The organism is Flavihumibacter sp. (assembly GCF_036676075.1).
GTDB lineage: Bacteria > Bacteroidota > Bacteroidia > Chitinophagales > Chitinophagaceae > Flavihumibacter.
Genome location: NZ_JAKFDQ010000016.1, coordinates 107,401 through 134,177, shown reverse-complemented (window position 1 = coordinate 134,177; position 26,777 = coordinate 107,401). Strand labels below are relative to the sequence as shown.

At 46.4% G+C, this 26,777-nt stretch carries 22 protein-coding genes; 11 read left to right on the top strand and 11 right to left on the bottom strand.

What is annotated here, in order from left to right; translation table 11 throughout:
• Positions 1-37 precede the first annotated feature (37 nt).
• Both V6M43_RS15345 and V6M43_RS15340 read right to left on the bottom strand, forming a co-directional pair.
• A complete protein-coding gene (locus V6M43_RS15345; protein WP_332736760.1) occupies positions 38-2,680 on the bottom strand; it encodes a zinc-dependent metalloprotease in 2,643 nt (880 codons plus the stop codon).
• Positions 2,681-2,750: 70 nt separating this feature from the next.
• Positions 2,751-3,836 carry a DUF3810 domain-containing protein gene (locus V6M43_RS15340; protein WP_332736758.1) on the bottom strand — a complete coding sequence of 362 codons (1,086 nt, stop codon included), beginning with the start codon at positions 3,834-3,836 and terminating at the stop codon, positions 2,751-2,753.
• Between the two features lie 124 nt (positions 3,837-3,960).
• Between V6M43_RS15340 and V6M43_RS15335 the strand changes: the two genes are divergently transcribed.
• The 5 genes from V6M43_RS15335 (at position 3,961) to V6M43_RS15315 (ending at position 9,354) form a co-directional block, all read left to right on the top strand.
• Positions 3,961-5,589, top strand: a complete 1,629-nt coding sequence (locus V6M43_RS15335) for an acyl-CoA carboxylase subunit beta (RefSeq protein WP_332736756.1) — start codon at positions 3,961-3,963, stop codon at positions 5,587-5,589.
• Positions 5,590-5,667: 78 nt separating this feature from the next.
• The gene (gene rnhA, locus V6M43_RS15330; RefSeq protein ID WP_332736754.1) at positions 5,668-6,135 is read left to right on the top strand and encodes a ribonuclease HI; all 468 of its coding nucleotides are present in this window, start codon (positions 5,668-5,670) and stop codon (positions 6,133-6,135) included.
• Positions 6,136-6,150: 15 nt separating this feature from the next.
• Positions 6,151-7,350 (top strand): MFS transporter, encoded by a 1,200-nt coding sequence (locus V6M43_RS15325; RefSeq protein WP_332736752.1) that lies wholly within the window; start codon positions 6,151-6,153, stop codon positions 7,348-7,350.
• 25 nt (positions 7,351-7,375) lie between these two features.
• Positions 7,376-8,260, top strand: a complete 885-nt coding sequence (locus tag V6M43_RS15320; protein ID WP_332736750.1) for a maleylpyruvate isomerase N-terminal domain-containing protein — start codon at positions 7,376-7,378, stop codon at positions 8,258-8,260.
• A 35-nt stretch (positions 8,261-8,295) separates the two neighbouring features.
• Complete coding sequence (locus V6M43_RS15315) at positions 8,296-9,354, top strand: cyanophycinase (protein WP_332736748.1); 1,059 nt, start codon at positions 8,296-8,298, stop codon at positions 9,352-9,354.
• Positions 9,355-9,434: 80 nt separating this feature from the next.
• On the opposite strand, the gene V6M43_RS15310 is transcribed toward V6M43_RS15315, so the two are convergent.
• Positions 9,435-9,992, bottom strand: a complete 558-nt coding sequence (locus V6M43_RS15310; RefSeq protein WP_332736746.1) for a DUF6580 family putative transport protein — start codon at positions 9,990-9,992, stop codon at positions 9,435-9,437.
• Positions 9,993-10,060: 68 nt separating this feature from the next.
• Positions 10,061-11,275 carry a mannose-6-phosphate isomerase, class I gene (manA, locus tag V6M43_RS15305; protein ID WP_332736744.1) on the bottom strand — a complete coding sequence of 405 codons (1,215 nt, stop codon included), beginning with the start codon at positions 11,273-11,275 and terminating at the stop codon, positions 10,061-10,063.
• A gap of 33 nt (positions 11,276-11,308) precedes the next feature.
• Between manA and V6M43_RS15300 the strand changes: the two genes are divergently transcribed.
• The gene (locus V6M43_RS15300; protein WP_332736742.1) at positions 11,309-11,659 is read left to right on the top strand and encodes a YraN family protein; all 351 of its coding nucleotides are present in this window, start codon (positions 11,309-11,311) and stop codon (positions 11,657-11,659) included.
• Positions 11,660-11,688: 29 nt separating this feature from the next.
• Here V6M43_RS15300 and V6M43_RS15295 read toward each other — a convergent pair whose 3' ends face one another.
• A complete protein-coding gene (locus tag V6M43_RS15295; RefSeq protein ID WP_332736740.1) occupies positions 11,689-12,210 on the bottom strand; it encodes a YkgJ family cysteine cluster protein in 522 nt (173 codons plus the stop codon).
• An 81-nt stretch (positions 12,211-12,291) separates the two neighbouring features.
• Here V6M43_RS15295 and xerD point away from each other — a divergent pair, with 81 nt between their 5' ends.
• Both xerD and V6M43_RS15285 read left to right on the top strand, forming a co-directional pair.
• A complete protein-coding gene (xerD, locus tag V6M43_RS15290; RefSeq protein ID WP_332736738.1) occupies positions 12,292-13,194 on the top strand; it encodes a site-specific tyrosine recombinase XerD in 903 nt (300 codons plus the stop codon).
• 82 nt (positions 13,195-13,276) lie between these two features.
• On the top strand, positions 13,277-14,113 hold the full coding sequence (locus tag V6M43_RS15285; RefSeq protein WP_332736736.1) for a DUF2911 domain-containing protein: 837 nt from the start codon (positions 13,277-13,279) through the stop codon (positions 14,111-14,113).
• 76 nt (positions 14,114-14,189) lie between these two features.
• Here V6M43_RS15285 and V6M43_RS15280 read toward each other — a convergent pair whose 3' ends face one another.
• From V6M43_RS15280 to V6M43_RS15260, 5 genes are all read right to left on the bottom strand, one after another.
• The gene (locus tag V6M43_RS15280) at positions 14,190-14,618 is read right to left on the bottom strand and encodes a hypothetical protein (RefSeq protein WP_332736734.1); all 429 of its coding nucleotides are present in this window, start codon (positions 14,616-14,618) and stop codon (positions 14,190-14,192) included.
• An 8-nt stretch (positions 14,619-14,626) separates the two neighbouring features.
• Positions 14,627-16,324 carry a sodium:solute symporter gene (locus V6M43_RS15275; protein ID WP_332736732.1) on the bottom strand — a complete coding sequence of 566 codons (1,698 nt, stop codon included), beginning with the start codon at positions 16,322-16,324 and terminating at the stop codon, positions 14,627-14,629.
• Between the two features lie 115 nt (positions 16,325-16,439).
• Complete coding sequence (locus V6M43_RS15270; RefSeq protein ID WP_332736730.1) at positions 16,440-16,604, bottom strand: hypothetical protein; 165 nt, start codon at positions 16,602-16,604, stop codon at positions 16,440-16,442.
• On the bottom strand, positions 16,605-19,112 hold the full coding sequence (locus V6M43_RS15265; protein WP_332736728.1) for a PIG-L family deacetylase: 2,508 nt from the start codon (positions 19,110-19,112) through the stop codon (positions 16,605-16,607). It lies immediately after the preceding gene.
• A 21-nt stretch (positions 19,113-19,133) separates the two neighbouring features.
• Positions 19,134-21,647 (bottom strand): M14 metallopeptidase family protein, encoded by a 2,514-nt coding sequence (locus V6M43_RS15260; RefSeq protein WP_332736726.1) that lies wholly within the window; start codon positions 21,645-21,647, stop codon positions 19,134-19,136.
• A 128-nt stretch (positions 21,648-21,775) separates the two neighbouring features.
• Between V6M43_RS15260 and ggt the strand changes: the two genes are divergently transcribed.
• Together ggt and V6M43_RS15250 are read left to right on the top strand one after the other, a co-directional pair.
• A complete protein-coding gene (ggt, locus tag V6M43_RS15255) occupies positions 21,776-23,470 on the top strand; it encodes a gamma-glutamyltransferase (protein WP_332736724.1) in 1,695 nt (564 codons plus the stop codon).
• A gap of 16 nt (positions 23,471-23,486) precedes the next feature.
• Positions 23,487-24,107, top strand: a complete 621-nt coding sequence (locus V6M43_RS15250) for a porin family protein (RefSeq protein WP_332736722.1) — start codon at positions 23,487-23,489, stop codon at positions 24,105-24,107.
• A 2-nt stretch (positions 24,108-24,109) separates the two neighbouring features.
• Here V6M43_RS15250 and V6M43_RS15245 read toward each other — a convergent pair whose 3' ends face one another.
• Positions 24,110-24,331 carry a PspC family transcriptional regulator gene (locus V6M43_RS15245; protein WP_072037640.1) on the bottom strand — a complete coding sequence of 74 codons (222 nt, stop codon included), beginning with the start codon at positions 24,329-24,331 and terminating at the stop codon, positions 24,110-24,112.
• A 173-nt stretch (positions 24,332-24,504) separates the two neighbouring features.
• Between V6M43_RS15245 and V6M43_RS15240 the strand changes: the two genes are divergently transcribed.
• Positions 24,505-26,772, top strand: coding sequence for an aconitate hydratase (locus V6M43_RS15240; protein ID WP_332736719.1), 2,268 nt, complete (start codon positions 24,505-24,507; stop codon positions 26,770-26,772).
• Positions 26,773-26,777: the final 5 nt, after the last annotated feature.

Sequence of the window (26,777 nt, the reverse complement as noted above, 5' to 3'; positions counted from 1 at the left end):
CGGCTTCTTTGTTTATTCTTTCATCTACACCATCACCTTATTCAGGATCAAGTGCATTATCAATGATAAGCACAAGGTTCATCCTGTGTGCTTTTGTCTGCTCATTTGTACTTACAGCACCGGCAAGCATAGTCTTCACTTTCTTCAAAGTTAACAGCGCGGCTGCCTTTGAAGAATTATCATAACCAGCTTTTGCATCAACTATTGCTGCTGCACCTTTTACAAATTCTGTCTGCAGGTTCTGGCGATAAAGATTCACATTTCCTTTCAGGTCTTCACTGAAAATTCCTTTTGCCAGGTCGCCCATAACATCAGCAACACTATAGGTATTTCCATAGAGTGAGCTGTTGTTGATACGCGCCAGGGTATTGGGATGCAGGATATGTCCCAATGAAGGCATCTGTACCTGCTGTGCAACATTCTGTGCTTTGAAATCTTCGCCAACACCAAAGAAAGAGAATCCACGACGCTGCGCCTGCAGGTAAGGGAATAACTGTGCATCGGCCTGGAAGGCATTTGGTGAATAGAGATACTTCGTAAGCAACGCCATCGCCTTCTTCTGGTATTCAACAGGAACTACAGTGAAAGGATTGCTCTTGCTTTTTTGTCCGGGGTAACTTCTATCTACATACACACCACCAATATAACGGCTAACCGCATTCGCCATTTGTGAACGCTGTCCCTGTAACATCAGGTAACGTGTACGGAGTTCATTCCAGCTCTGGTCAGGACGTGCAAAGCGAGCTTTCAATTTGGGGAGCATAGTGTTCACCAACTTGAACCTGTCCTCTGCATATGCAATCATGTCATTACTGTTATCATTCACCATTACCCTTGGATCGATACCACCTGAGCCACGCATATCATCGGCATCATTACCGAAGGCGAGCTGAGGATCAGTACTGCGACTAAGGATAGCCGCGAGAGCACTCTCTTCTTCAGCAGCAGAGAATGGCTTATAACCATATTCGATAGCCCATATATCATATGGACCAGCTTTAGTTGTATAGTAATCACCCTGCTTAGCGCGGTTGCTGTTAACGTTGATGGATGGATAGTCCATCACTGAACCCAGCGAACCGATCTTTGAAGTGATCTCCTTGTCGTGGATCTGCTCCGGACTCAGCATCTGGCTTGCTTTCATGTTATGGTTCAGTCCAAGTGTATGACCCATTTCATGCATGATCAGATAATAGAGGAACTGCTTGTGCATCTCACTGATTTCACCTGCTGCTTTTCCATTAGCAGGTGCATCATCAAGAATTTCAACTGCTGCAAGTCCTGTCTGGAATTGAATAGCGAGTTCATTTGCCATTGCACAGGTGGCAAGGTGCTTATGACCAAAACCATTTGTTACCGGAGGCTTAACTGCTTCAGCAGGATTATCCCACGGCATTGTTACTGCTGCAGTTGATAGTCCGCCGTTGAACAGCTCATCAAAATTTGGTGTACCGGCACCACTCCTCCACTCTACCGTGATATCAGACCCGAGGATCTGTCCGGTGCGTGGATTAAAGAAACTTGGTCCGATGGCACCATAAGGCGGATTGGCACTGCTTACCCAGCGGATAACATTATAGCGGATATCAGCAGGATCCCAATCGGCATCATCAGGCATGATCTTCATCACTACAGCATTGCGGAAACCAGCTTTCTCGAAAGCTTCATTCCACTTCTCTCCTGCTTCCTTGATGGTTTGCCTGAATTCAACAGGGGTTGTATTCTCGATCCACCAAACGATCGGTTCAACCGGCTCGCTGATGGCAGCAGATGGATCTTTCTTTACAAGATGCCAGCGGCTGATAAAATCTTTGTAGGGAGTAAAGGAAAGTGATGTAAGGTCATCAACCTGTCCGCCAAAATATCCAACCCTTGGATCATCTCTTCTTGCGCGGTAATCATTCTCGGGCATAGCCAGGAATGAATGCTGCATTTTAACGCGAACAAAACGCGCGTCGGTGATATCTTTTCCACCACGGTTCAGTGGGTTTGGATTGTCGTATGCCAGTTCCACCAATACGTCTGTATTATTAGGGAAGCTGCGCACCATACCATATTTAGATTTGGCAGGGTTCAGGTTTCCGAGGTTGAATACAGCGCCAGGAGGAATTGTTGGCGGCATGGTTGGTTTAACCTGGTCGAGCTTATCGCCAAGCAAGAGACCATCCACTGGAATCAGGTAGCCGAGGCTATCTTCCACAGTGAATTTCTCGGCAAAGAAAACCGCATCGCTCACATCCACATTGGCAGCTTTGCTAACAGCGTTGCCTTTATCATAATAGAAATTGGTGTTGAGCTGCATGAACTCCAGCTTGTCGTAGGCCTTCTGTACTTTGAAGGGGAAGGTCTCGCGAAGCATGTTCTGGTGAAGGAATAAAGCTGTTGGTCCACCCATAGAAAAGCTCTGGTAGATATATTCTTTTCCGAGCTGGTCTTTTCTCAGGTACATCTGCACACTGCCGGTAACAGTATCCTGGTAGAGGGTGAACATCCCGTCGATCTTCTTGCTGGACTTCACTTTGTCTTTAATGGAGGCCTTGGCGGGAGCGGCCGGGGCGGCCTTTTTTGCTGTGTCCGCGGCAACAGGCGCGGGCTGTTTTTGCTTCTTGTTCTTCTTTTGCGCCATGGCTCCGGTGGCCAGTGCAAGGGCGAACATCAGCAGAATACTGTTTTTTCTCATACAAGTTAAAATTGTCTGACAATATGCTGAAAATCTTGTGTACGCCTTCAAACTTTATTTGAGTGGTAAATTATAAGCCATCAATCCCATATTTTCTCATATAGGCGATCACCAGGGCCACCACCTGGTTATAACTCATGAGTCCGTGGGGCTGATTATTGGCCACTAAAAACTGTGCATAAAGGCTGCGCACGGCGGGTTCCAGGAGGCCTACATGGCGCCGGTTAAAATCGCGCAGGAACTTGAGATCGGCCTTCACGCCCGGCGAAATTCTTTCCTGCAGCACACGACTTCTTACCGAGTCGCGCAGGTAGAGATCGCGGATGGCATAGAGGTAGAGATCGAAATAGGCAGAATACCTGAAAGCCGCGCTCTCACTGTGTTTGGCGGTGAGAAAGCCGGCCATATTGGCTTCGTTCTCTTTGGCATAGCCAAGCTGGTGGCCAATTTCATGGCAGGTGGTGAAGGGCTGAACAAAAACCGGAACGGTGGTATTCACCTGTGCTTCGCCGGTAAATGGATTATAATATCCCGTGAAGCCGAGATAATTGCCGATATAACTATAGAGGGATGGTTTAACTGATTGTCCGCCGTAACGTAGGTAAGGCGTATTGCGCGAGGGCGACTGGTAGGCGTTGAAGGCCCTGGTGAATAGGGTTCGTTTATGATGGAGGGGATTTCTTTCTTCCACGGAGGCAGCGTGCAGACTGTTCATGCGGGTTATGAGGGTCACCACCAGGGTATCGAGTTCATAAGTGCGGTAGCGTGTAACCTGGAGTTGTGACTGCTCGGCAATGCCGAGGCGGTTATAATTCAGTCCCCAGAACAGGTTGAAGATTATATAGATCCAGAGCCAGAGCACCATGAAGCGAACGCCGTTTCGCAGCAGCCAGGCATTGGTAACTGTTTTGCGAACAAAGGCGCGGATCAGCTTATAGAGGGCTATCCCCATAAAGATCACCGCCACTGCATATACAAGGTCGCCGAAACTGAATGGCATCCATCCAAACAGCCAGCGAAGCACCCGCGAGATGATGGGATAGGCCCCGGTGGAATAATATTTCTCCACCGCTTTGGGGAAGAGGGAAAACAGCTTGATCAAAAAGGCAATTCCTACCAGTGAGAACAATCCTATGTAACGGTATCTTTGATTCATTGGCCCGCGGGGTTGAATGTAAAACTAACGGCAATAAAAGAATGTTCGGGCCAATTACCAAATACTAACAGCTGTTTGTTTGTAGAAACAGATCTGCTTATTTTGCATCCTTATACTTGCTTACATGAATATAGAAAAGAACCGCAATGAAGATTCGATGAAACTGAGCCTGGCAGAAATGAAGCAGCGGCTGGAAAAGATCTATGAGGGGGGTGGAAAGAAAGCCATTGCCAAACAGCATGAGCGCGAAAAACTTACTGCCAGGGAGCGCATTGAGTTTCTGGTGGATGATATGGCGAGCTTCATTGAGCTGGGAGCCTTTGCCGGGTATGAGCAGTATGAAGAACAGGGCGGATGCCCGGCTGGTGGCACCGTTGCGGGCATCGGCTATGTGAGTGGAAGGCAGTGTGTGATACTTGCCAACGACCAGACCGTGAAGGCAGGCGCCTGGTTTCCTATTACCGGAAAGAAAAATTTAAGGCTTCAGGAGATCGCCATGGAGAATCACCTACCCGTGATTTACCTGGTTGACAGTGCAGGTGTTTTTCTTCCGATGCAGGATGAGATCTTCCCCGACAAAGAACATTTTGGCAGGGTGTTCCGCAACAATGCAAAGATGAGCGCCATGGGTATCACCCAGATCGCAGCGGTGATGGGTGCCTGTGTGGCGGGCGGTGCATATCTGCCCATCATGAGTGATGAAACGCTGATGGTGGAGGGCAAGGGCTCGATATTTCTTGCCGGTCCATACCTGGTTAAGGCTGCTGTAGGAGAAGACGTTGATGCAGAAACCCTTGGTGGTGCTGTTACGCATAATGCTATCAGTGGTATCGCCGATTATAAATTTGATACAGAAGAGGATTGCCTGAGGCAGGTGAAGCGTATTGTGAGCAGGCTGGGACATAAACCCACAGCGGGTTTCGACCGCATTGCTGCAGTTGCACCAAGTCGTGATCCGAAAGATATCTATACCATTTTCCCGGAGGGCAATACCAAGCCCTATGATATGAAGGAGATCATTGAATGCATTGTTGATGGCTCCACATTTGATGAGTTCAAAGCCGAGTATGGCAAGACTATCGTTTGCGGTTATGCGCGAATTGAGGGATGGGCTGTTGGTATTGTAGCCAACCAGCGGCTTGTATTAAAAACCAAGAAGGGCGAGATGCAGATGGGTGGTGTTATCTATAACGACAGTGCCGACAAGGCCGCGCGTTTCATTCTCAACTGTAACCAGAAAAGAATACCGCTGGTTTTCTTACAGGATGTAACCGGCTTTATGGTTGGCTCAAGAAGTGAGCATTCAGGTATTATTAAAGATGGTGCAAAAATGGTGAATGCCGTTGCCAATTCAGTTGTTCCAAAGATCACTATTGTACTCGGCAACTCTTATGGCGCGGGCAATTATGCGATGTGTGGAAAGGCGTATGACCCACGATTTATCTATGCATGGCCTAGTGCGCGTATTGCAGTGATGGGCGGCGACCAGGCTGCTAAAACACTGTTACAGATACAGGTTGCTGCGATGAAAGCCAAGGGACAGGAAGTAGCGCCGGAAGACGAGCAGCGTTTACTCAATGAGATCAAGGGAAGCTATGAAAAACAAACCAGTCCATATTATGCAGCATCACGTCTTTGGGTAGACGAAATTATAGATCCGCTGCAAACGCGGCGGGTGATTGCTGAGGGAATACATGCGGCGAATCATAACCCGGTGGTGGGGAATATGAGTGTGGGGGTGTTTCAGGTGTGATGGAGGGATGGAGGGATGGAGGGATGGAATGGAGAGATGGAGGGATGGAGGGATGGAAAAAGTCTTTTAATTTGCAGCATGAAAGAAGGCTTAGTTATGTACACGGATGGGGCTAGCAGGGGCAATCCGGGAAGAGGTGGATATGGAACAATACTGAAATGGGGAAGCAGGGAGAAAGAACTTTCAGGTGGGTTCCGCAAAACAACCAATAACCGCATGGAACTGATGGCGGTGATCGCGGGATTGGAAGCACTAACAAAGACGGGATTAAAAATCACTATATACAGCGATAGCCAGTATGTTGTAAAAGCGGTTGAACAAGGCTGGCTGAAGAACTGGATCGCCACCGGATTTAAGGGTGGCAAAAAAAACCGCGACCTCTGGGAACATTATTACCGCCTCGCCATGCAGCACCAGATAAAGTTTGTATGGGTGAAAGGGCATGCCGACAATCCCTACAACAACCGATGTGATATTCTTGCCACGGCGGCAGCCGACGGGTCGGGATTAGAAGTGGATGAGGTGTATGAGTCAGAAAATCCCTGACCTTAGCGTATATATATGCTCCAGAATACCATCTCCTATTTCCGGCATAGGCCCAGCATCAGCATCGGGTTCCTTTTTGCAGTAGCCAGTATTTTATTAGGGATATGGGTGGCTGCTATTCCGCAAATCAAAACGAGGTTAAACCTCACTGATGCAACACTGGGACTATCCTTACTGTTAGCACCCGTGGGTGCCTTAACAGGGGTGGCCATTTCCTCTTCGGTGTTTCGCAGGATAGCAGTTGGTAAATGGCTGGTGATCGGGCACCTGCTATATTGTATTGCCTTCATTGGCCAGGTAACAGCTAATAGTGCGGTGATGTTGTGGATAGCGCTATATGCAACAGGACTCATCGGCTTTCTAAATGGCGTTTCCACCAACGCTGTTGTTGACCTGCTGGAGAAAAAACATAACAGGCATATAATGAGTACCTCTCACGGTATGTACAGTTTGGGAGGAGGCTTCAGTGCTGGTCTGGCGGCATTCTTTTACAGCATGCAGATGACGGCCTATCATCAGATACTATTGGTAGCAGCAGTATTGATGGTAAGCATATTGCTGATGCGTAACCACTTCCTCTCCTACCGTCAGATCATTGAATCAGACCAGGGCTTCCGGTTACCTTCGGGGAGTGTATTGGGACTCGCATTTATTTGCTTCGTCACTTTTATGGGCGAAGGATGCGTGGCCGACTGGAGTGCTATTTATCTTAAGGAATCACTGGAAGGAAGCAAGGCCATTGCAGGACTGGGATTTGCAGGCTTCTCCATTGCCATGGCCATTGGCAGGTTCAATGGTGATAACTGGATACCGAGGGTGGGGAGCAAACGGATAACCATTGCCGGTAGTATCATTGCAGGTATAGGATTTCTGCTGGCCATTGCATTTAATTCGATACCAGTGGCAATAACAGGATTTACTTTGATAGGGCTTGGATTCTCCTGTATTGTGCCGGTGCTATTCAGCGCGGCGACCAAGGTACCGGGAGTAAGCGCTGTAACGGGCATTTCGGCAGTAGCCAGTGGTGGGCTGATAGGATTTCTTGCTGGTCCGTCGATGATCGGATTGGTGGCAGAACAGTACAGTGTTGCCTCCGGACTAAGCATACTATTCTTCCTTACGCTGGCCGCGGCTTTTGCAGCATGGAAGAACAGGTATCTCTTTAATAAAAACACTGCCATCCCCCAAACCAATTATCCCGACCAGTTACTCTGATCATTTCAACCTAAAAAAATAGCCGATGATCCATACTGTTGCCCTCTTCCCTGTATTGGACACGCTGCTTATAGAATGCCTGCGATCCTGCTCTAAAGAAGACTGGAAGCGGTATACGCTGGCCAGGAAGTGGACCGTGAAAGATGTGGCGGCGCATTTGCTGGATGGAAATATCCGGACCATTTCCATGCTGAGGGATGGCCATTTTGGGGAGCCGCCTGGAGCAATAAATTCCTATTCAGATCTGGTGGATTTTCTCAATAAGCTGAATGCTGAATGGGTATCGGCATATAAGCGTGTGAGTGCCGAGTTATTGATTGAGCAGTTGGAAACAACGGGTCTGGAATTCTGTGCCTGCATGGCATCGCTTGATCCCATGGCTGAAGCGATCTTTGCGGTGAGTTGGGCAGGAGAAACACGATCACTCAATTGGTTTCATGTTGCAAGGGAGTACACTGAAAAATGGCATCACCAGCAGCAGATCAGGACAGCACTTGGCATGCCCGAACCACTGATGGTGCCTGAATTATTCGATCCGTTTATCAGCACATTATTAATGGGAATGCCCCATGCATTAAGAAACAGCAAGGCTGGGGAAGGTTCTGTTTTGAGGATGGAGATCATTTCGGCTAGTCTGCTCCGTTGGCAATGGAAAAAAACGGGTGAGGGCTGGGTGTTGATTGAAGAGGCTGAAGTTGGTTATAATGGAAATACAATTGCTGGTGTCACCGAAAAGGAAACAAATGATGCAGGCATGATTGCTACTGCCAGCATCCGCATACCAGCAGAACTCGCCTGGCAACTATTTACCAGGGCAATCAATCCCCTTGAAGCAATGGAGCGGGTGGAGATAGACGGTAGTAAAGAACTCGCGAGAGAGGCATTGGGTATGGTAGCGGTTATGGCATAAGATAATTTTACTATCTTATACAAAAAACCAGCACTATGAAGTCAGGCTTTATCCCAACAATTATTGCGCTCACTATTCTGAGCTCCTGTGCAAAGACGCAGGAAAAAATAGATACTGCAACATTAGATCCCATTCAAATGGCTAAGCCAGGAGGAGGTGGCAGCGGAGGCATCGTAACCTATTTAACAGGTGATGCAGCCGACGTTCAAACAACTACCACGGGAGGATTATTGCTGATGGGTGGAAGCACAGATGTAGATGCTGCCATCCAGTGGATGATAGGCAAAAGTGGCGGTGGTGATGTTGTGGTGATAAGGTCTTCCGGTGCGGATGGGTATAACAGTTATATGTTTGGATTGGGTACCGTCAATTCAGTTGAAACGATAATGCTTGACAGCAGAACAAAAGCCATGGATGCCGGGGTAGCGCAGAAGATAAGAAATGCAGAAATGCTTTTCATTGCGGGTGGCGACCAGTGGAATTATATAAGCTACTGGAAGGATACGCCAACGGAAGATGCTATCAACTATCTCATCAATACCAAAAAGGTTCCGGTGGGTGGTACCAGTGCGGGACTGGCAATTCTTGGCAGCAGTTATTATAGTGCATCTGCCGGCTCGGTAACATCGGTGCAGGCATTGGGTGACCCCTATCATCGTTATAACACACTTGGTCACGCGGATTTTGTTGCTGCTCCAATTTTAGCCAATACGATTACTGATTCCCATTATTCGCAGCGCACCCGCATGGGCAGGCATATAAGCTGGCTGGCGCGCATGATGAAAGACAGGGCTATGCCAACTGTAAGAGGAATTGGTGTTGATGAACAAACGGCGGTAGCTATTGAAGCAAATGGAATTGCAAAAGTATTTGGAACCAATTCTGCATATTTCCTCTGGAACAATTCTACAGGGCCTGAAACCTGCATAGCAAAAACTCCCCTTACCTGGAATCGCAATCAATTGGCAGTGGCAGGATATAGAATTACAGGGTCAGGAACCGGCAATGGAAGTTTTGATCTGAATAACTGGACAAGTTTTTCGGGCGGCAATGCGCTCACGCATTATGTAGAGAACGGAACTTTGCTTCCTTAAAAAATTGACAGGTTTATGTATAAAAAAAGATCCCGCATTTAGTGCGGGATCTTTTTTTATGATTGGTCGGAAAAATAATATTATGCGAGGCTTGCTTTGGATTGTTTGCTTACAAAATAATATCCTCCAAAAAGTACCAGGCTGAAAACTGCAGTTGCAGCAAGGCTACCAGTATAGAATGGAAGTGCATCGGTGTAGCACTGCATCAATCCGCCGAAAGTTTTGGGACGGTTGAAACCACCACCAGAGATCCATACCAGGAAGTTAGAAACAAGGAAATAAACAGTTGGCGCAGCGAGTGATGCGGCGGCAACATTGATAACATTCACCTTACGGATCATGAATCCAATTAGTGTGAGACCCATGAAGAGAATATAATTGGTGATCTGTCCCTTGTAGAATCCGGAGATATCTGAAAGGCCATTTCTGTACAACACCTCATAGAGGGCATCACTAATGAACATGGAAAATATGGGAAGTGCGAAAGCCCATTTCCTGTCTTTAAGCATAGCGCCACCAAACAATGCCATGGCAATATGGGGAGCAAAACCAAGGGGACGGGAAGGGATGATACGGTATAGGGCCGCAACGATAATCAGTAAAACAAGTGAAATGATTATAGATCTGTTCAGTTTCATAATGAGTGAAGATAGATGGCAAAAATAAAATAAAAGAGGGCTCCGGCCATTAAAGTTTTTCAGGGCCCTCAGGATGGTACCGTGGCGCGGTATAAAACCGCTCCTGTTGGGGATTCCAGCCTTATCCGGGCCCCTGCCGTAAGCAGTAGGCTACCCCCTTTATCCACAATTATGGGGGTTTGGCTTCCTGCGTTTTCTTCCTCTGCTACCAGCTTTCCCTCCAAAACAATCAGTATATCAGTGGTTGGGGTATGCAGGCTCTTGCTGCTGTCTTTCACAATATGGAGCTGGCTCAGTTCGAAATCGGCAGCAGGGCTAAAGAACTTCTTCTCGAAACCATTCAGCGTGGTTCCCACTATCACCTTCGGTTCCACTGCATGAAAAGAAACATGCTTTAGTAACTCGGGAACATCAATATGCTTGGGTGTAAGTCCGCCTCTCAAAACATTATCAGAATTGGCCATGATCTCTACATTCTGTCCCTCCAGATAGGCATGCAGAATTCCTGCATCCTGAAAGATGGCCTCCCCTTTCTTCAGGAATACCAGGTTCAGCAGGTAAACAGAAAATATTCCACGATCGATATTCTCACCGTTTTTAAAGGTGAGGGCTGCTCTTGCTGCCCAGAAGTCGGGTGCTGACTTTTGGAGCTTTCCTTTCTCATAAACCTGCAGTATGCGCTCAAGGAGTGGACCCAGTCTGCGATTCACTTCCTCCTGTGGCATCTCCATAACCTCTTTATAAAGAGCTTTATAGTCGCCATCTCCAAAAATCTCCAGCAGGAATTGCAACTCAGGAATGGAGTCGAGAATATTATGCATGGACTGTACCGGCCTGAAACCATGCAATAGCCAGAAATCGCCCAGCGCCACCATCAGTTCTGGCTTGTGGTTATCATCTTTATAATTCCGGTTGGAAGCAGTAGCCGCCAGGCCTGCCGAATTCTCAGCGGCAAATCCTTTGACGGCCATCTCCTTTGTTGGGTGCACCTGTATGCTGAGCATATCTTTTACATCGAGGATCTTGAGCAGGTAGGGCAAACGGCCAAAGGTGTTTTTCACCTTTTCTCCCAGTACAGCAGGATCATTCGCAATTAATTCTGCCAGCGATCCATCTCCCCTGATAATAGAAGCTGCCTGTGAATGTGCGCCCAGCCAGTATTCTGCGAAAGGCTCGCCCTTCTGGTTGTCAATTCCCAGCAATTCAGGCAGGTAGGTGAAACCACCCCATTGATAGTGCTGAACTTTCCCTTCCAGCACAAATACTTTATTTTGATTTTTCATATGCTGGTCGAAAGTACTGCAAAACATCAAACCATGCGGATTCACCTTGATACTGGCCAAAGTGGTGAAAAGCTCGCCGCCCAATGGCTTGCACAAAGAGGCTACACCATCCTGGCCTGCAACTGGAAATATGGCCGCAAAGAAATAGATATCATTGCCTCCCTTGATAATATCCTGCATTTTATTGAAGTCAAAACCCGGAGGGGACATGGCTTTGGTATGCCTGAAGAACAGGTGACAAGAAGAAAACTAAAGAATATAAAAACTGCCGCGGAAGCTTACCTGGAAATCTTTCCTCAATGGCGAAGGGTGCAGTTTGACATTGTAAGTATCATCTTTGCACCAGAGGGGCATAATATTCAATTGCTGGAAGATATTTCCTAAGAGATGCCAGTAAAAGAGTGCGCTGCCTTTTAAACAGGCACAACAGCTTTCATTTTTTCGACCATTCTATGTGTGGCGGGACAATACTGTATATTCTGTTTATGCACATGCACATAGTCCACATATTTCTTTTTTGAAAGATGAGGAAAGCCGGCACAATCCGCTGGTCTCACTTCATATATGTTGCACATATTGGTCTGGAGATTCAGGAACTGGCAGGGCTGTTTGCGATTCATCCAGTCGTTATCTTTTTTCTCGAGGTAGAGCCATTTATCTTTAAAAGCGGCTTCGGTCATTCCAAGGTGAGCGGAGATGCGTGTGATATCTTTTTTATTGAAGGTGGGGCTCATGGTCTTACAGCAGTTGGCGCAGGTAAGGCAATCGATCTCTTCCCAAACTTCTTTTTCCAATACGGGTGTGAGCTGGTCTAATCCCCTCGGCCTTTTAGCTTCCAGTTTAGTAAGGAAGCGACGAAATTTACTCTTTGTAGTAAGCAGTTGTTTTTTAAACTTCCTGAGGTTAACGGCACGGGTATTAATTGCTGCGATCATGCTCTCCATACTGATTTTAAGAAAGCGCAATATAAAGGTTTCAATGCGTTAAATTGCTTTCCAAAAGAATCGGAGCAGAAAATGTGGGCGCCCTATAAAAAAGGATTCAAAGCATGGCTGAGGTTGGAGAAATCACTATCGGATCATTCGGTGGAAGCTTATCTCCATGATCTGGAAAAGCTCACGCAATATTTACAGCTACAGGGGTGGATGTACAATCCGGACCAACTGCAGATGGAGCACCTGCAGCAGTTCATCCGGTGGGTAGGTGAACTGGGAATGACGCAGGCATCACAGGCAAGGATATTATCGGGCATTCGCAGTTTTTATAAGTACTGCCTGGTGGAGCAGATCAGCAGAGAAGATCCGACGATTCTGCTGGAGAGTCCAAAGCTGAAAAGGATGTTACCTGATACTTTGAGTTTTGAAGAGATAGAGATGCTTATAGGAGCTGTTGACAGAAGTAAACCTGAGGGCGAACGCAACAAGGCGATACTGGAGACCATGTATAGCTGCGGACTTCGGGTGAGCGAGGTAGTTGGACTCAAAATCTCCTGCCTTTTTCTGGAAAGTGGTTTTATCAGGGTAACAGGAAAAGGTGATAAAGAGCGGCTGGTACCTATTGGTGATAAGGCAGTTCAGCAGATCGGGATATACCGTGAACACACGAGACGATTTATGACCATTAAGAGCGGTGCTGAGGATATATTATTTCTTAACCGGCGGGGCGACAAGCTGACAAGGGTGATGATCTTCCTGATGATCAAAGAGCTGGCGAAGGTGGCGGGCATAACGAAGACCGTTTCGCCGCATACTTTCCGGCATTCTTTTGCCACCCATTTAGTGGAAGGTGGGGCCGACCTGAGAGCGGTGCAGGAAATGCTGGGCCATGAAAGCATTACCACCACTGAGATCTATACGCATTTGGACCGGGAGTTCCTGAGAAAGACCCTGCACGATTTCCATCCTTCCTTCCGTCGATAGTAAATTCCACCAACCTGAAATCCAACTTCATAAACAATTAAGCTTATTAGCTGTTATCTTTACCACCTCAAATTTAACCAATATGAAAAAAGCGATTTTAGCCTTCACACTTGCCTTCTGCACTTTGCAGGCGGTGGAGGCGCAGCAACTTCGTACGCCGGCGCCTAGTCCGGCAACTACTATCAAACAGGAGTTTGCCCTATCAAATGTTGAAGTGAATTATTCACGCCCGGCTGTGCGTGGCCGTAAGGTATTCGGCGACCTGGTTCCTTTTGGAAAAGTATGGCGCACAGGGGCAAATGCTGCCACCACCATCACTTTTGGTGAAGATGTGATTGTTGGCGATAAGCCCGTACCAGCAGGTAAATATGGATTGCTTACTATACCCGGACAATCAGAGTGGACCATCATCATTTCCAAGCAAACTGATGTAACCAGTCCGGCTGCATATAAGCAAGACCAGGATGTTGCCCGCATCACTGCCAAGGCGGAGACATTACCTTTTAATGTTGAGAACTTCATGATCGTTTTTGATAATGTGAAAGCATCATCCATGGATCTCGAGATCATCTGGGCGAATGTTGGGGTAGCCGTTCCCGTTAAGGCCAACATTGAAGACAAGATCATGAGCCAGATCGACAACCTGATGAATAAGGATAACCGTCCTTATTTTAATGCAGCGATGTACTATCTGGAGAATGGAAAAGATCTTAACAAGGCAGTGGGTTGGCTCGACAAAGCAATTGAGCAGAATCCGAATGCATTCTGGATCTACCACCAGAAAGCCAATGCCCTTGCAAAACAGGGTAAGAAGCAGGAAGCAATCGCCACTGCAAACAAGTCAATTGAACTTGCTAAGAAAGCACAGAACGATGATTATGTTGCTTTGAACGAGAAGTTGCTTGCAACACTCAAATAATAAGATCCATAGAAATAGGATTGAATTAAAAACAGAAATCCGGCACCACATGGTTGCCGGATTTTTTTTGCTTCACTCACCTGACTCTTTCAAAAGTAAGCAGACAGCCTCTGCAGCTGATATAGGGCCGGAAGGCCCCAGGTTCAATTTTAAATCGTCTTCCTGGTTCCAGCCATTCAAAGGGAAATTCGCGGTATGATTCAAAAGCGTTATCCACGCCGTATTCTATCAATGGTTTTGTAGCAATAACATCATCACCTAATCTAATATAGTAGCGATAAGTTGTAGCTAATGAAAAGGTTTGAAGATTGGTGCGGTATGCAAGGGAATTATCGAACAAAACGGTTCCACCCGCTTCACGGGTTATCACCAGTGTATCGGCCGTGTGTGCAATATCAACCCAAACGCCGATCAGTTCCCTGCCCGAGCGAAGTTGTTCTTTCTTGCAGGAGAACAGGAGAACCGGAATAAGCAGTAGTATTAAACCACCCTTTAGAAAGGCCATGGTATCTTTTATACTGTTGACCGCTTTCCGGATCCAATCGTTGCATTGATGAGTAAAGCCAGGATAATCAGCACCATCGCTCCAACCACATTGAGCCAGAGGAAGGCAATATCTGATTTCCAGAAGAGAAGGATTATAATTGTTTCGGTGATGACGGCACTCCAGAATGTTGCATCGCCGCCAACCTTCTTAAAGAAGAAAGCCACCAGGAATATCCCGAGTATTACGCCATAGAAAAGTGATCCCAGCACATTCACTGCTTCAATAAGGCTTCCCATATCGGTTGCGAACTGTGCCACGAAAATGCAGAACACTCCCCAAGCCAGCGTATACCATTTGGATATCTTGTATTCCTGTAATTCAGTACGAGGGGTTCCTGCATATTGTTTATGGATATCGCACATGGTGCTGGAGGCGAGTGAATTGAGGGCAGCAGCAATACTCCCCCAGGCCGCGAGGAATATAACGGCAATGAGTAGCCCTACTAATCCAACCGGCATATGATCAACCACAAATCGCAGGAATATATAGTTGGTATCATTTGTATCAGCAAGCGGCATGGCTTGTTTCAATACGAGTTTGTATTCTTCCCTTGTTCCGTTTACCAGCGCCTGGTTAGCCTGCATTGAATCAATGATCAGCTGGTTCTCCGGTGCTTTGGCGAATGCATTTACAAGCCTTGTTTGTGTTGCCGAATGTTCATTAAAGGTGGACTCAATTGCCTTGAGACGGTGATTGGCTGCACTGTCAACCACATTTCCTGCCACTGCCTTATTAAAGAAAACGGGAGCCGGGTTAAATTGGTAAAAAGTGAATACAAGCGCGCCGATCAGTAAGATGGCGAACTGCATCGGCACTTTCACGATGCCGTTCATGAGGAGCCCTACCCTGCTCTCAGAGAGGCTTTTGGCGGTGAGGTATCGTCCCACCTGGCTTTGGTCGGTGCCGAAATAAGAAAGTGCGAGGAAGCCGCCGCCAATGATACCATTCCAGATATTATAGCGATCGTTCCAGGCAAAGCCATTTTCATTGACACCGCTGGTGATCACATTCAGTCTGCCCAGTTTACCACTCACTTTCAGTGAATCAATGAACCCGATACCATCGGGAAGGAGATGCACCATCATGTATGCAGCAATGAACATTCCGGTGAAGATGATAATCAGTTGGAGCTGCTGCGTATAGGCAACAGCTTTAGCGCCTCCACTAACGGTATAGATGATGAGGAGACCACCCATAAAAATATTGGTCCAGTAAATATTCCATCCCATCAGTGAAGAGAGTATAATTGCCGGTGCATAAATGCTGATACCGGTTGATAGTCCGCGGCTTACAAGAAAGAGAAATGAAGTGAAGGTTCGTGTTTTTTTATCGAAACGTTTCTCCAGGAATTCATAGGCGGTAAACACTTTGAGCTTATGAAAAATGGGCACAAAGAAAATGGAGATGATGATCATTGCCAGCGGCAATCCGAAATAATACTGAACGAATCGCATGCCGTCGGTGAAAGCCTGTCCGGGTGCTGAAAGAAATGTAATGGCACTCGCCTGAGTACCCATTATACTTAAGAGAACCAGGTACCATGGCATGCTCCTGTTGCTCAGAAAATAGCCATCGAGATCTTTACTGGTTTTGCTCCTGTATAATCCATAGGAGATAATACCTGTGAGAGTTGCTATCAGCACTATCCAGTCGATATAACTCATGAGAAGTATTGGGTAAAAAAATGAAATCCGATGATCAGCAATAGCAGGAATGCCAGTACAAAGATGTACCAGTGAGTCCAGGATTTAAAGAGAGGCACTTTATCTTCTGACATGGCTAAGATCTTTTTCTGCCAGATACCAGTCCGGCGGTGAGTAATCCGATCGCCAATCCAATAATGAGTCCAATATGCACCCGTTTAATGAAGACACCGATCACTAATCCGAGAATCACACAAATGATGATCCCCATATCTCTGCGGGTGTTATTATTGGTTGCCATTTAGAATCCTTTCTTTTGATTGAGTGCCACGAGGTTTGCCAGTAAGCGATAAGCTCCGGGCACACCTGCAGGCAACTGCCTGAAAAATACCAATCCTGTATATACAAAATTACCTTTTCCATATCTGGCCATGATCAGGCTTCCTGAATCAGGCTTTTCGGAGGGGTCATTGATACTAAAGATAGTCTCGTATCGCTTATCCCAGTTGGAAGCGTGGTAAATACTCCGCTCCTGCACCCAGCCTTCAAAATCCTTTTCCGTGATCTTATTAGGGAATTCCATGAGCTGGTGCGAAGGTTGTTCAAATTTAATTACAGCCTTCTCATCGGTGATGCGTGTTCTTGAAATATCAAAGGGATAGGGACCGATCTTAGCCTTTACCGGGCCCAGCTGGCTGGAAGTATTATACTGAACAATGAGGTTACCCCCATTATTAATATACGCCATCAGCTTATCATAGTGGTTATTGAGCGATTCGCGCACATTATAGGCACGCACGCCGGTAATGATGGCATCATAACGGCTCAGGTCAGCCGCTGCAAGTGATGCCTCATCGAGAATGTCAACAATAAAGCCCATTTGTTTCAAGGCATCCATTACCCCATCTCCCGATCCGGGTATATATCCAATCCTTTTCCCAACCGTTTTTATTTCTTCATTGATCACACGAACACTGGTAGGGAAAAAATAATGGATGGTGGGGATATGATCGTATTCAATAATTTTCATGGCATTATTGAAGCCGTTCTTTTTCCCTTTACCCTTGAACTCAAGCCAGGGATATACCAGGTTAGGTTTTTGATCACCAATGAGAGAATCGAGCGGGAAGGTGATGGATTGCATGGTGTTCTTAACCAGTGGTAATTTGACAGGAATATTCTTTTCGCGCAATGATTTTCCATTCTGCATTTCAAATCGAATATTTGATTCTGCTGTATCACTCTGCGAATAACTCTTATAAGAAAGCTGCACATACTGAGTATGCTTAGGTTGCAGATTACTCAATACTACTGCGGGTTGAACACCTGCCACCACCTGCGGCACAGTAAATACAGGTTGGTATATTTCGCCCTTTACCGGGTCTGTGAATTTATAGAGAAGGGGATATTTCATAGTTAGGTTTACAGCACCAACGCTAAAATTCACAGATATATCATTCGCAATATTTTGGGGCTCACCTATCAGCAGGTTTGTTTTAATATTAAAGCTGCCGGTATCCATCTGCTCGCGTAACCAGTAGGGCTGGTCGCTCATGAAATCATACTTCACAAACTGGTTGAAACTCGTACTGATCAACTGGTTATTGCTGGCCGATGGGGCAAGGGTAAAAGAAGAGTCAAATACAGATACGCTGATCTTTTGCGCGGGGATGGCACTCCTGTTTATAAAATTCAGTGTTATTCTAATGGAGTCTCCTGTTACAGCAACCTGCTGATTGGTAACTGCTTCAAAATAGATTCCCATGCATGCCTGGATGAGTGCATCGATCTCTTTGACCTTTACAGACTTCCAGTATTCATCGTTAGCCTTTTGTTTTATTAAAATGCGCAGGTCAATCAGGGCAGTAACACTTTGGGAAGGATCCAGTGGTTTGAAGTTATTGACTATGGCATCGATCCTGTTGTTTACTTCAGGTAAGCCGATCCTGCTCCAGTTTAGGATAACACCATCGGCGAGGTCAGATTGAAGAACTTCCCCATCTGTATGCGAGAAATATTCAAAGAGGGGACCACGCTGGCGGGGAACACCAAATCCCTGGCTCTTGTGCTGGCTCCTGCTTTCTGCCGCCAGTTCACCGTATCCTTTTCCAAGGAGTGGATTAAAAATTCCAACATCCTGTTTGAACTGGTCTTCGCGTTGTGTATTGGTATTACCGAAATTGTAGGTGTTCCAAAGAATTCTCTTTGCCTGCCATGGCTTGAGAAATTGTAATTGCTCCGGAAATCTTTTTGGATCAGCAGCAGCCTTGAAGGCTTCAATTGCAAGCACTGCTGATGCCGAATGATGTCCATGCCCTGCCCTCTCGTCGGGTGGAAATCGCGTGATAATTACATCGGGTCTGAATTTCCTTATAACCCAAACCACATCACTCAGTATCTTTTCTTTCTTCCACACACGCAGGGCCTCGTCAGTTGATTTCGAAAACCCAAAATCGTAGGCACTGGTAAAAAATTGTTCGGCTCCATCAATACGACGTGCTGCCAGTAATTCCTGTGTTCTTACCAGGCCGAGTGATACACCCTGCTCAGTTCCTATGAGGTTCTGTCCCCCATCCCCTCTTGTTATGGAGAGATAACCGGTTCGGAATTTTCTTTCCTTAGCCAGCCATGCAAGGAGGCGGGTATTCTCATCATCAGGATGTGCTGCCACATAGAGTACTGAGCCCAGCACTTTAAGTTTCTGCATTGACAACAGGATGTCGGCTGCCGTGGGCATCTGAGGAGTCTGGGCATTCGATCCATTTGCTGCTGCTATAAATAACAACAGGGGGAGTATCCTTTTGATCATGATTTCTTATCGTGTATTTTGTTACTGACCAACCAGGAATACGGCATTGCAAAGCAGCAGTTTACCATTTTCCCAGAAGCTCCTGAATATGGGGTTATCAGCAAGATAAACAACCTGTCCCCTTCCCATATCCTGTGCACCGATCAATAAACCATCCTTTAACTTTTCTTTCAGAACACTTCCGGTGAATCCGCTCACATAATTGTCTTTCTTGATAACTCCAACATTCCATCCGTCTTCTTTTATATACTCATATATATTACCATCCTGCTTTAAGGTGTAATAAAAATCAGGGTAGCCAAAACCCAGTGGATGTGTATGGTCGAGTTCAACTTTGAATATTGATCCGGGCATGCTGTTCATCAGCCAGTCGCGCTCGCGGTTTTCATATTTGCGAAGGAGACTGTAATCTGCTTTTTTATCGTCATCTTTTTTATCGTCATCATCTTCTTTCAGCTTGATACCCCAGTCTGTTTTTGCCATTTGTGCTACAGCATTCTCCAGAGCGATGATCTTTCCACCCCTTCTTACCCAGGCTTTGAGTTCTTCATTGGTTTCTTTTTTGCTGAAGAAATCATACATACCATCGGCGAGGATAAGCACATTATACTTATTCATTCCCTCGCGCATGAAATCATTGGCGCTGGTTAGCGTAACAGGATACTCCAGTTGCTGATCAAAGAAATGCCAAAGTTCTCCCATGGCAAGGGAGGAAACATTTTCACCATATAACATAGCAACTTTCGGCGCATTGATTATACGTACACGATCAGATCCAAAGTCATAGCCCTTATCAACAAATCCTGATGCAACAGGGAATACTTTTGTACCGGTACTTTTAGCTGCTGCCTCCAGCGCCTGCCTCACAGGCTTCCCTGTATTTGCTGCCTGGGTTACCAGCAGGGTACCTTTTTCAAATTGCTCCGTTCCAATATGGAAGGGTTGTTCGGCATAGCGAACCCTGATCCCCTTCTGCAATAATTCTGACAGCAGTCGCGCGCTGTTGAGTCCATCCCATTTAACCGCATAGGCATAAGCGTTATCAGTGAAGGTAGTTGCCGTATTTTCTGGTGCTGTTTTATTTACTGCAGTAATATAATTGGCGACACCATATGTTTTTAATCCATACGCAAAAGGCACCGACCATGCAGTGATATCATAGGTAGCTGAATCGCTTAATTTGGAAGTTCTTTCAAACAACACTTTTATAAAATTCCCTTTGGGCTGGTTAACGTTTATTACAATATCCCCTTTCTCTGCCTTAAAAGATTCAGATTTACCAGTGAGATAATTCAATCCGCTGAGGTTACCACCGTTGGCCCATGACCAGTCTATCTGGTTACGGTCAAGGAGTTCTTTCAATCTTGTTACACGATCAGTTCCATCATTCTTTATGACCCATGATTTGAATTCGCCGATCGGATTATTGATAGCATTATTGAAATAGCTGCGGAATTCTTTCACCACGCGGGCTGCATTCTGCGAGGTAATTTCTACCGTGCTCATACCCGTTGTATGATGATGGAGGGCCCTGTCAACAAGTGTAAGCGTATCGCCGTCTTCGTTTATTATTCCAAGTCCGGCCCTGATACCCCCCTGCTCATAGGTCATCCCGATCGATCCGCTATAGGTGGGATAGGTATCACCGTAAGAAGGATAAAAGAGGTCGAATCTTTCTCTTGTAAAATATAGCCAGCCATTCTTATCAAAATACTTCGCGTGGTTTCTGCCGATCATGGTCTGGAATTCGCGCTGCCATTTACTGATGACCTCGTGAAATGGTTCAGCTGCCGGTGCGAAATAGTAGGGTTCGTTTACCCCCTGCTCATGAAAATCAACATGTACGTGGGGAAGCCATTCATTGTATTTTTTGATACGGTGACGGCTTTCAACCTGCGATTGCCAGGCCCAGTCGCGGTTCAGGTCAAAATTATAATGGTTGCTTCTTCCACCGGGCCATGGCTCGCGGTGTTCGCGGGCGATGGGTTGTGGATTCACATTCTTTCCCAAAACGCTGGTATACCAGTTAACATAACGATCACGCCCATCCGGATTCAGGCAGGGGTCGATGAGTACAACAGTATTCTTCAGCCATTCTTTTGATTGTGCATTTGATGGATTGAGTAATTCATAGATGGTCATCATGGAAGCTTCAGACGAGGAAGTTTCATTGCCATGAACATTATAACTCAGCCAAACAATGGCCGGACCATTCTCATTTGGAGCCATCCTGTCGCGGGCTGCATTGGCAAGCCGCAAGTTATTGTTCCGCACCTGCTCAATATTTGCAATATTCTCTGCAGATCCCACGGTGGCGAGTAACAGGGGCCGGCCTTCGGTAGACTCTCCATATTGTTCCAGCTTCACCTGTGCGGGCATTTCTTTTGCCACGTGCTGGTAATATTGTACAATACGATAATGTGGAGTATAGCGGGTACCAATTTTATAACCCAGGAATTGGTCGGGCGATTGCAATTGCGCCATGGCCACGGCGCTTCCCATAAAGGCGGCCAGCATCAGGATGATCCTTTTCATATTGCGTTAAAACATATTAATTGTAAAAAGAGTTGTGAAGCTAAGGAATTTCACCCGATGGGTAAACTCATGAATCGATTTAAACGATAGGTGAAAAGAATCATTATTTTTAGCCCATAATAAGGTGCATGAAATATTTTCTCCCGGTTATTTATGGACTGTTAGTGGTTAATGTGGTTGTGGCCCAGGAGTTGGATCCCTATAACTATTCAATACAAAAAACATTCAAAGGAAGGAATGGAGCAGTGGTATCGGCACATCCGCTTGCCAGTAAGGTGGGTGTGATGATCCTGAAGAAAGGTGGCAATGCCATAGATGCCGCTATTGCGACAAAGCTTGCCCTGGCGGTTGTTTATCCGGGGGCGGGAAATATTGGCGGGGGTGGATTTATGGTGGCCCACCTGAATGACGGAAGAAATATCACCCTTGATTTCAGGGAGAAAGCCCCGGGCAAGGCCCATCGTGATATGTACCTCGATTCTGCAGGCAATGCCGACCTTGATAAGAGCCAGTATGGGCATTTGGCGGCAGGTGTTCCCGGTTCGGTTGCCGGATTGTTTACTGCGCATACATATGCCCGGTTGCCATTCCGTGATCTCATCGCGCCAGCTATTGAACTGGCAGAGAATGGATTCAGGATCACAGAAGAAGAAGCAGATGGACTTAATAGTGAGCGGGAAAACTTCCTGAAATACAATACTACGTCAACTGTTTTCACGAAAAAAAATCCATGGAAGGCTGGTGATACGCTGGTGCAGAAAGACCTTGCCAATACATTAAGGCGGATCAGCAAGCGTGGGATGAAAGGATTTTACGCCGGCAAAACAGCTAAGCTGCTGGTGGCAGAAATGAAAAGAGGTGGTGGAATCATCAGCCGTAAGGACCTGAAAGATTATAAAGCGGTGAGCAGGAATCCATCTGCGTTTAAATACAAAGGATATGATGTGGTAACGATGCCGCTTCCATCGAGTGGAGGCGTTTTATTACCGATGATGCTGAAGATGACCGACCAGTTTCCGATTGCTGAATATGGATTCCATTCGTTGAAGGCGGTACAACTGATGACAGAGATCGAAAGGCTTGCCTATGCTGACCGTGCCTTTTATTTAGGCGATGAGGATTTTTATAAAGTGCCGGTAGCAAAGCTTACCAGCGATGCCTATATAAAGGAAAGATTGCGTTTATACAAGCCTGATACTGCCGGCAATAGCAAGGCAATAAGGGAAGGATCTGTAGAAAAGGAAAGTGAAGAAACCACTCACCTCAGCATTGTTGATGGTTCAGGAAATGCTGTTGCGATCACTACCACACTTAATGGCGGATATGGCGCCTGTACTGTAGTGGGCGGGGCTGGATTTCTATTGAACAATGAGATGGATGATTTTAGTGTAAAGCCGGGAGTGCCAAATATGTTTGGCGCCATTGGCGGTGAGGCCAATGCCATTGTAGCCGGCAAACGCATGCTAAGTTCAATGACGCCGACTATTGTACTTAAAAACGGTAAGCCCTATATTGTAGCCGGAACGCCGGGAGGTACTACCATCACAACATCGGTTTATCAGACACTGGTGAATATGATCGATTTCAATATGAGTACTTTCGATGCAGTGAACAAACCGAAATTTCATATGCAATGGTCGCCAGATATTCTTTTCCTGGAAAAAGATTTTCCATTAGAGATCAGTGCCGCCCTTGAAAAAATGGGGTATGAGATAAAGCGCAGGGGACAAATCGGAAGAACAGAAGTGATAAAAATATTAGATGACGGAACTATTGAAGCTGTAGGAGACAAGCGGGGTGATGATGCAGCGGAAGGATTCTAAATAACCAAAACAATCAATGAGGAAACGAATTTTAGCAGCGGCAACCGTAATATTAATTGCGGGCACTACACATGCACAATCAACCAGGTGGAATGTAAGAGCAGGATGGCAGATGAGTTCTGGCAAAAGGGTTGACAAGGACAATGGAAATACAACCAATGGAACATCTGTGCAGGGTTTTACTGCTTCGATAGGAATGAAAGCGGATTTTGATAACCGTCTTTATTTTGCTCCAAGGCTGCAGTATTCTACCAACGGACTTAAGTTGCCTGGTGAAACAAATGGAGATACTGAAACCTTTCGCTTACATTATATTGAGATCCCCATGCTCTTCCATATTGAACTGGGGCGGATACATCACCAGGGGTTGTATACAGAATTTGGTCCGGCGTTGGGATATGCATTTTCGGGATCAGTTAAAACCTCTGAAGCAACTGACCCACTGGTATTCAGCATGACACAGTATAATCCGGTGAATGTATCTGTGAGCGGGATTCTTGGATATCATTTCAGCAACGGGTTCTTTGTAGATGCAGGATATCACTATGGATTGGTGAGTATAACCAACGGTGATACCAAGCCTAAGATGCGAACAGCGCAGGCAGGCGTTGGAATCGGGTACTATTTCAGCCGTTGATCCTAGAAATTCCGAAGCGGATTTCTTCTTCCGTCATATATATACTGACGGATGTTCAGCCAGAAAGCTGTGAAAAGATAGAACACGATGGGAGATCCCATGGTGAGCAGTGAAATATACATGAAGTGTTTTCGGATGGTAGCTGGTGCTATACCCATCTTGTCGCCCAAATAGGAGCACACGCCAAACACATGCCACTCAATAAAGTGTTTGAAGTTCTTCATAATAGCAAATTAGACAATTTCAACAATTTAGCAGTCGAAAAGGTTATAAAGAAAGCGGTTTTATCGGTAATTTCGCGGTGCCCATGGTTTTCCCCTGGTCCTGTTCCCCAAACCGGGAAAAGTTGAGGCCAGGTTTCAAACCTCTATAAATCAAACCTCAAACATACATCGTTATGGTTTTCGACCTAGAGATGATCAGAAAAGTGTATGCCAGCTTCCCCGGCCGCGTTAGTGCTGCCCGTAAGGTTGTTGGCCGACCACTCACATTAACAGAAAAGATATTGTATGCCCACCTCTGGCAGGGAGACGCCACAGAGTCTTTTGAAAGAGGAAAAAGCTATGTGGATTTTGCACCCGACCGTGTAGCCATGCAGGATGCGACGGCCCAGATGGCGCTGTTGCAATTTATGCAGGCGGGCAGAACTACTGTAGCGGTTCCTTCCACCGTGCATTGTGATCACCTGATAGTGGCCAAGGACAATAGTAAAGTTGACCTCGACCGTGCCGTGCATGAGAGCAGTGAAGTGTATGATTTCCTTGCTTCGGTTTCAAACAAATATGGAATTGGCTTCTGGAAGCCGGGAGCAGGAATTATTCACCAGGTTGTGCTGGAGAATTATGCCTTCCCTGGTGGAATGATGATAGGAACAGATAGTCATACCGTGAATGCGGGTGGACTGGGAATGATCGCGATAGGAGTTGGTGGTGCAGATGCCTGTGATGTAATGAGTGGACTTGCATGGGAATTGAAAATGCCTAAACTGATCGGGGTAAAACTTACCGGCAAACTCAATGGCTGGACAGCCCCTAAGGATGTGATCCTTAAGGTTGCGGGTATCCTTACCGTGAAAGGCGGTACTGGTGCCGTGGTGGAATATTTTGGCGAAGGCGCTACCAGCATGAGCTGTACCGGTAAAGGAACAATTTGTAATATGGGTGCGGAAATAGGAGCTACTACTTCCACCTTTGGATATGATGACAGTATGAGCAGGTACCTGAAAGCTACCGGCCGTGCAGAAGTTGCTGCTCTGGCTGATGGCATTCGCGAACATCTTACTGCAGATGCTGAAGTGTATGCCAATCCAGAACAATATTTTGACCAGGTGATCGAGATCAACCTGAGTGAACTGGAGCCACATCTTAATGGTCCTTTCACGCCCGACCTGGCAACACCGATCTCCCAAATGAAGGAAGAGGCTGCTAAGAATGGCTGGCCTACAAAAGTTGAAGTTGGTCTGATTGGTTCCTGCACCAACTCATCTTATGAAGATATCAGTAGAGCAGTAAGTCTGGCAAAACAGGTAAATGAAAAAGGCCTGAAGACGAAAGCCGAGTTCATGATAACCCCGGGTTCTGAACAAGTACGTTATACCATTGAGCGCGATGGATTCCTCGATATATTCAATGGCATAGGTGCCAAGGTATTCGCGAATGCATGCGGACCCTGTATCGGAATGTGGGATCGCATGGGAGCAGAAAAGCAGGAAAAGAATACCATCGTACATTCCTTCAACAGGAACTTTGCAAAGAGGGCTGATGGTAACCCTAATACTTATGCATTTGTAGCTTCACCGGAAATTGTAACGGCCCTGGCCATTGCAGGTGATCTTTCTTTCAATCCGCTTACAGATACATTAACCAATGATAAAGGTGAGCAGGTAAAACTTGATCCACCAACGGGTGATGAGCTTCCTGCAAGAGGTTTTGATGTGGAAGATGCAGGCTACCAGGCACCAGCAGCCGATGGTAGCGGGGTGCAGGTAAAAGTTGATCCGGCGTCAAAGCGACTTCAGTTGTTGGATCCATTCCCGGCTTGGGAAGGAACAGACCTGAGGGGATTGAAATTGCTGATCAAGGCTAAAGGGAAATGTACAACCGACCATATTTCAATGGCGGGTCCATGGCTGAAGTTCAGGGGCCATCTGGATAATATCAGTAACAACCTTCTTATTGGAGCGGTGAATTTCTTCAATGAGAAAACTGATAATGTAAAGAACCAGTTGACGGGTGATTATGGTGCAGTGCCAGGAACACAACGTGCGTATAAAGCAGCGGGCATAGGATCTATAGTTGTAGGTGATGAGAACTATGGAGAAGGCTCCAGTCGCGAGCATGCTGCCATGGAACCGCGTCATCTTGGTGTTAGGGCGGTGTTGGTGAAGAGCTTTGCACGTATACACGAAACCAACCTCAAAAAGCAGGGAATGCTGGCACTGACATTTGCGGAGAAATCGGATTACGACAAGATCCTGGAAGATGATAGTATAGATATTCTTGGTCTGACTACTTTCTCACCAGGCGAGCCGCTGCAGATCGTTTTGAATCATACGGATGGAAGTTCCGACACGATACTGGCCAATCACAGCTATAATGACCAGCAGATAGAATGGTTCAAAGCAGGTGCTGCATTGAATATCATTCGTAACCAGTTCGTCAGTTAATTTCA

Coding starts and splice junctions, on each gene's coding strand:
- V6M43_RS15265 (WP_332736728.1), bottom strand. CDS start 19,112: ATGATCAAAAGGATACTCCCCCTGTTGTTATTTATAGCAGCAGCAAAT.
- V6M43_RS15310 (WP_332736746.1), bottom strand. CDS start 9,992: ATGAAACTGAACAGATCTATAATCATTTCACTTGTTTTACTGATTATC.
- V6M43_RS15315 (WP_332736748.1), top strand. CDS start 8,296: ATGAAGTCAGGCTTTATCCCAACAATTATTGCGCTCACTATTCTGAGC.
- V6M43_RS15285 (WP_332736736.1), top strand. CDS start 13,277: ATGAAAAAAGCGATTTTAGCCTTCACACTTGCCTTCTGCACTTTGCAG.
- V6M43_RS15345 (WP_332736760.1), bottom strand. CDS start 2,680: ATGAGAAAAAACAGTATTCTGCTGATGTTCGCCCTTGCACTGGCCACC.
- V6M43_RS15240 (WP_332736719.1), top strand. CDS start 24,505: ATGGTTTTCGACCTAGAGATGATCAGAAAAGTGTATGCCAGCTTCCCC.
- V6M43_RS15245 (WP_072037640.1), bottom strand. CDS start 24,331: ATGAAGAACTTCAAACACTTTATTGAGTGGCATGTGTTTGGCGTGTGC.
- V6M43_RS15300 (WP_332736742.1), top strand. CDS start 11,309: ATGCGGATTCACCTTGATACTGGCCAAAGTGGTGAAAAGCTCGCCGCC.
- V6M43_RS15270 (WP_332736730.1), bottom strand. CDS start 16,604: ATGGCAACCAATAATAACACCCGCAGAGATATGGGGATCATCATTTGT.
- V6M43_RS15280 (WP_332736734.1), bottom strand. CDS start 14,618: ATGGCCTTTCTAAAGGGTGGTTTAATACTACTGCTTATTCCGGTTCTC.
- rnhA (WP_332736754.1), top strand. CDS start 5,668: ATGAAAGAAGGCTTAGTTATGTACACGGATGGGGCTAGCAGGGGCAAT.
- manA (WP_332736744.1), bottom strand. CDS start 11,275: ATGAAAAATCAAAATAAAGTATTTGTGCTGGAAGGGAAAGTTCAGCAC.
- V6M43_RS15295 (WP_332736740.1), bottom strand. CDS start 12,210: ATGATCGCAGCAATTAATACCCGTGCCGTTAACCTCAGGAAGTTTAAA.
- V6M43_RS15335 (WP_332736756.1), top strand. CDS start 3,961: ATGAATATAGAAAAGAACCGCAATGAAGATTCGATGAAACTGAGCCTG.
- V6M43_RS15250 (WP_332736722.1), top strand. CDS start 23,487: ATGAGGAAACGAATTTTAGCAGCGGCAACCGTAATATTAATTGCGGGC.
- V6M43_RS15325 (WP_332736752.1), top strand. CDS start 6,151: ATGCTCCAGAATACCATCTCCTATTTCCGGCATAGGCCCAGCATCAGC.
- xerD (WP_332736738.1), top strand. CDS start 12,292: ATGTGGGCGCCCTATAAAAAAGGATTCAAAGCATGGCTGAGGTTGGAG.
- V6M43_RS15340 (WP_332736758.1), bottom strand. CDS start 3,836: ATGAATCAAAGATACCGTTACATAGGATTGTTCTCACTGGTAGGAATT.
- ggt (WP_332736724.1), top strand. CDS start 21,776: ATGAAATATTTTCTCCCGGTTATTTATGGACTGTTAGTGGTTAATGTG.
- V6M43_RS15260 (WP_332736726.1), bottom strand. CDS start 21,647: ATGAAAAGGATCATCCTGATGCTGGCCGCCTTTATGGGAAGCGCCGTG.
- V6M43_RS15275 (WP_332736732.1), bottom strand. CDS start 16,324: ATGAGTTATATCGACTGGATAGTGCTGATAGCAACTCTCACAGGTATT.
- V6M43_RS15320 (WP_332736750.1), top strand. CDS start 7,376: ATGATCCATACTGTTGCCCTCTTCCCTGTATTGGACACGCTGCTTATA.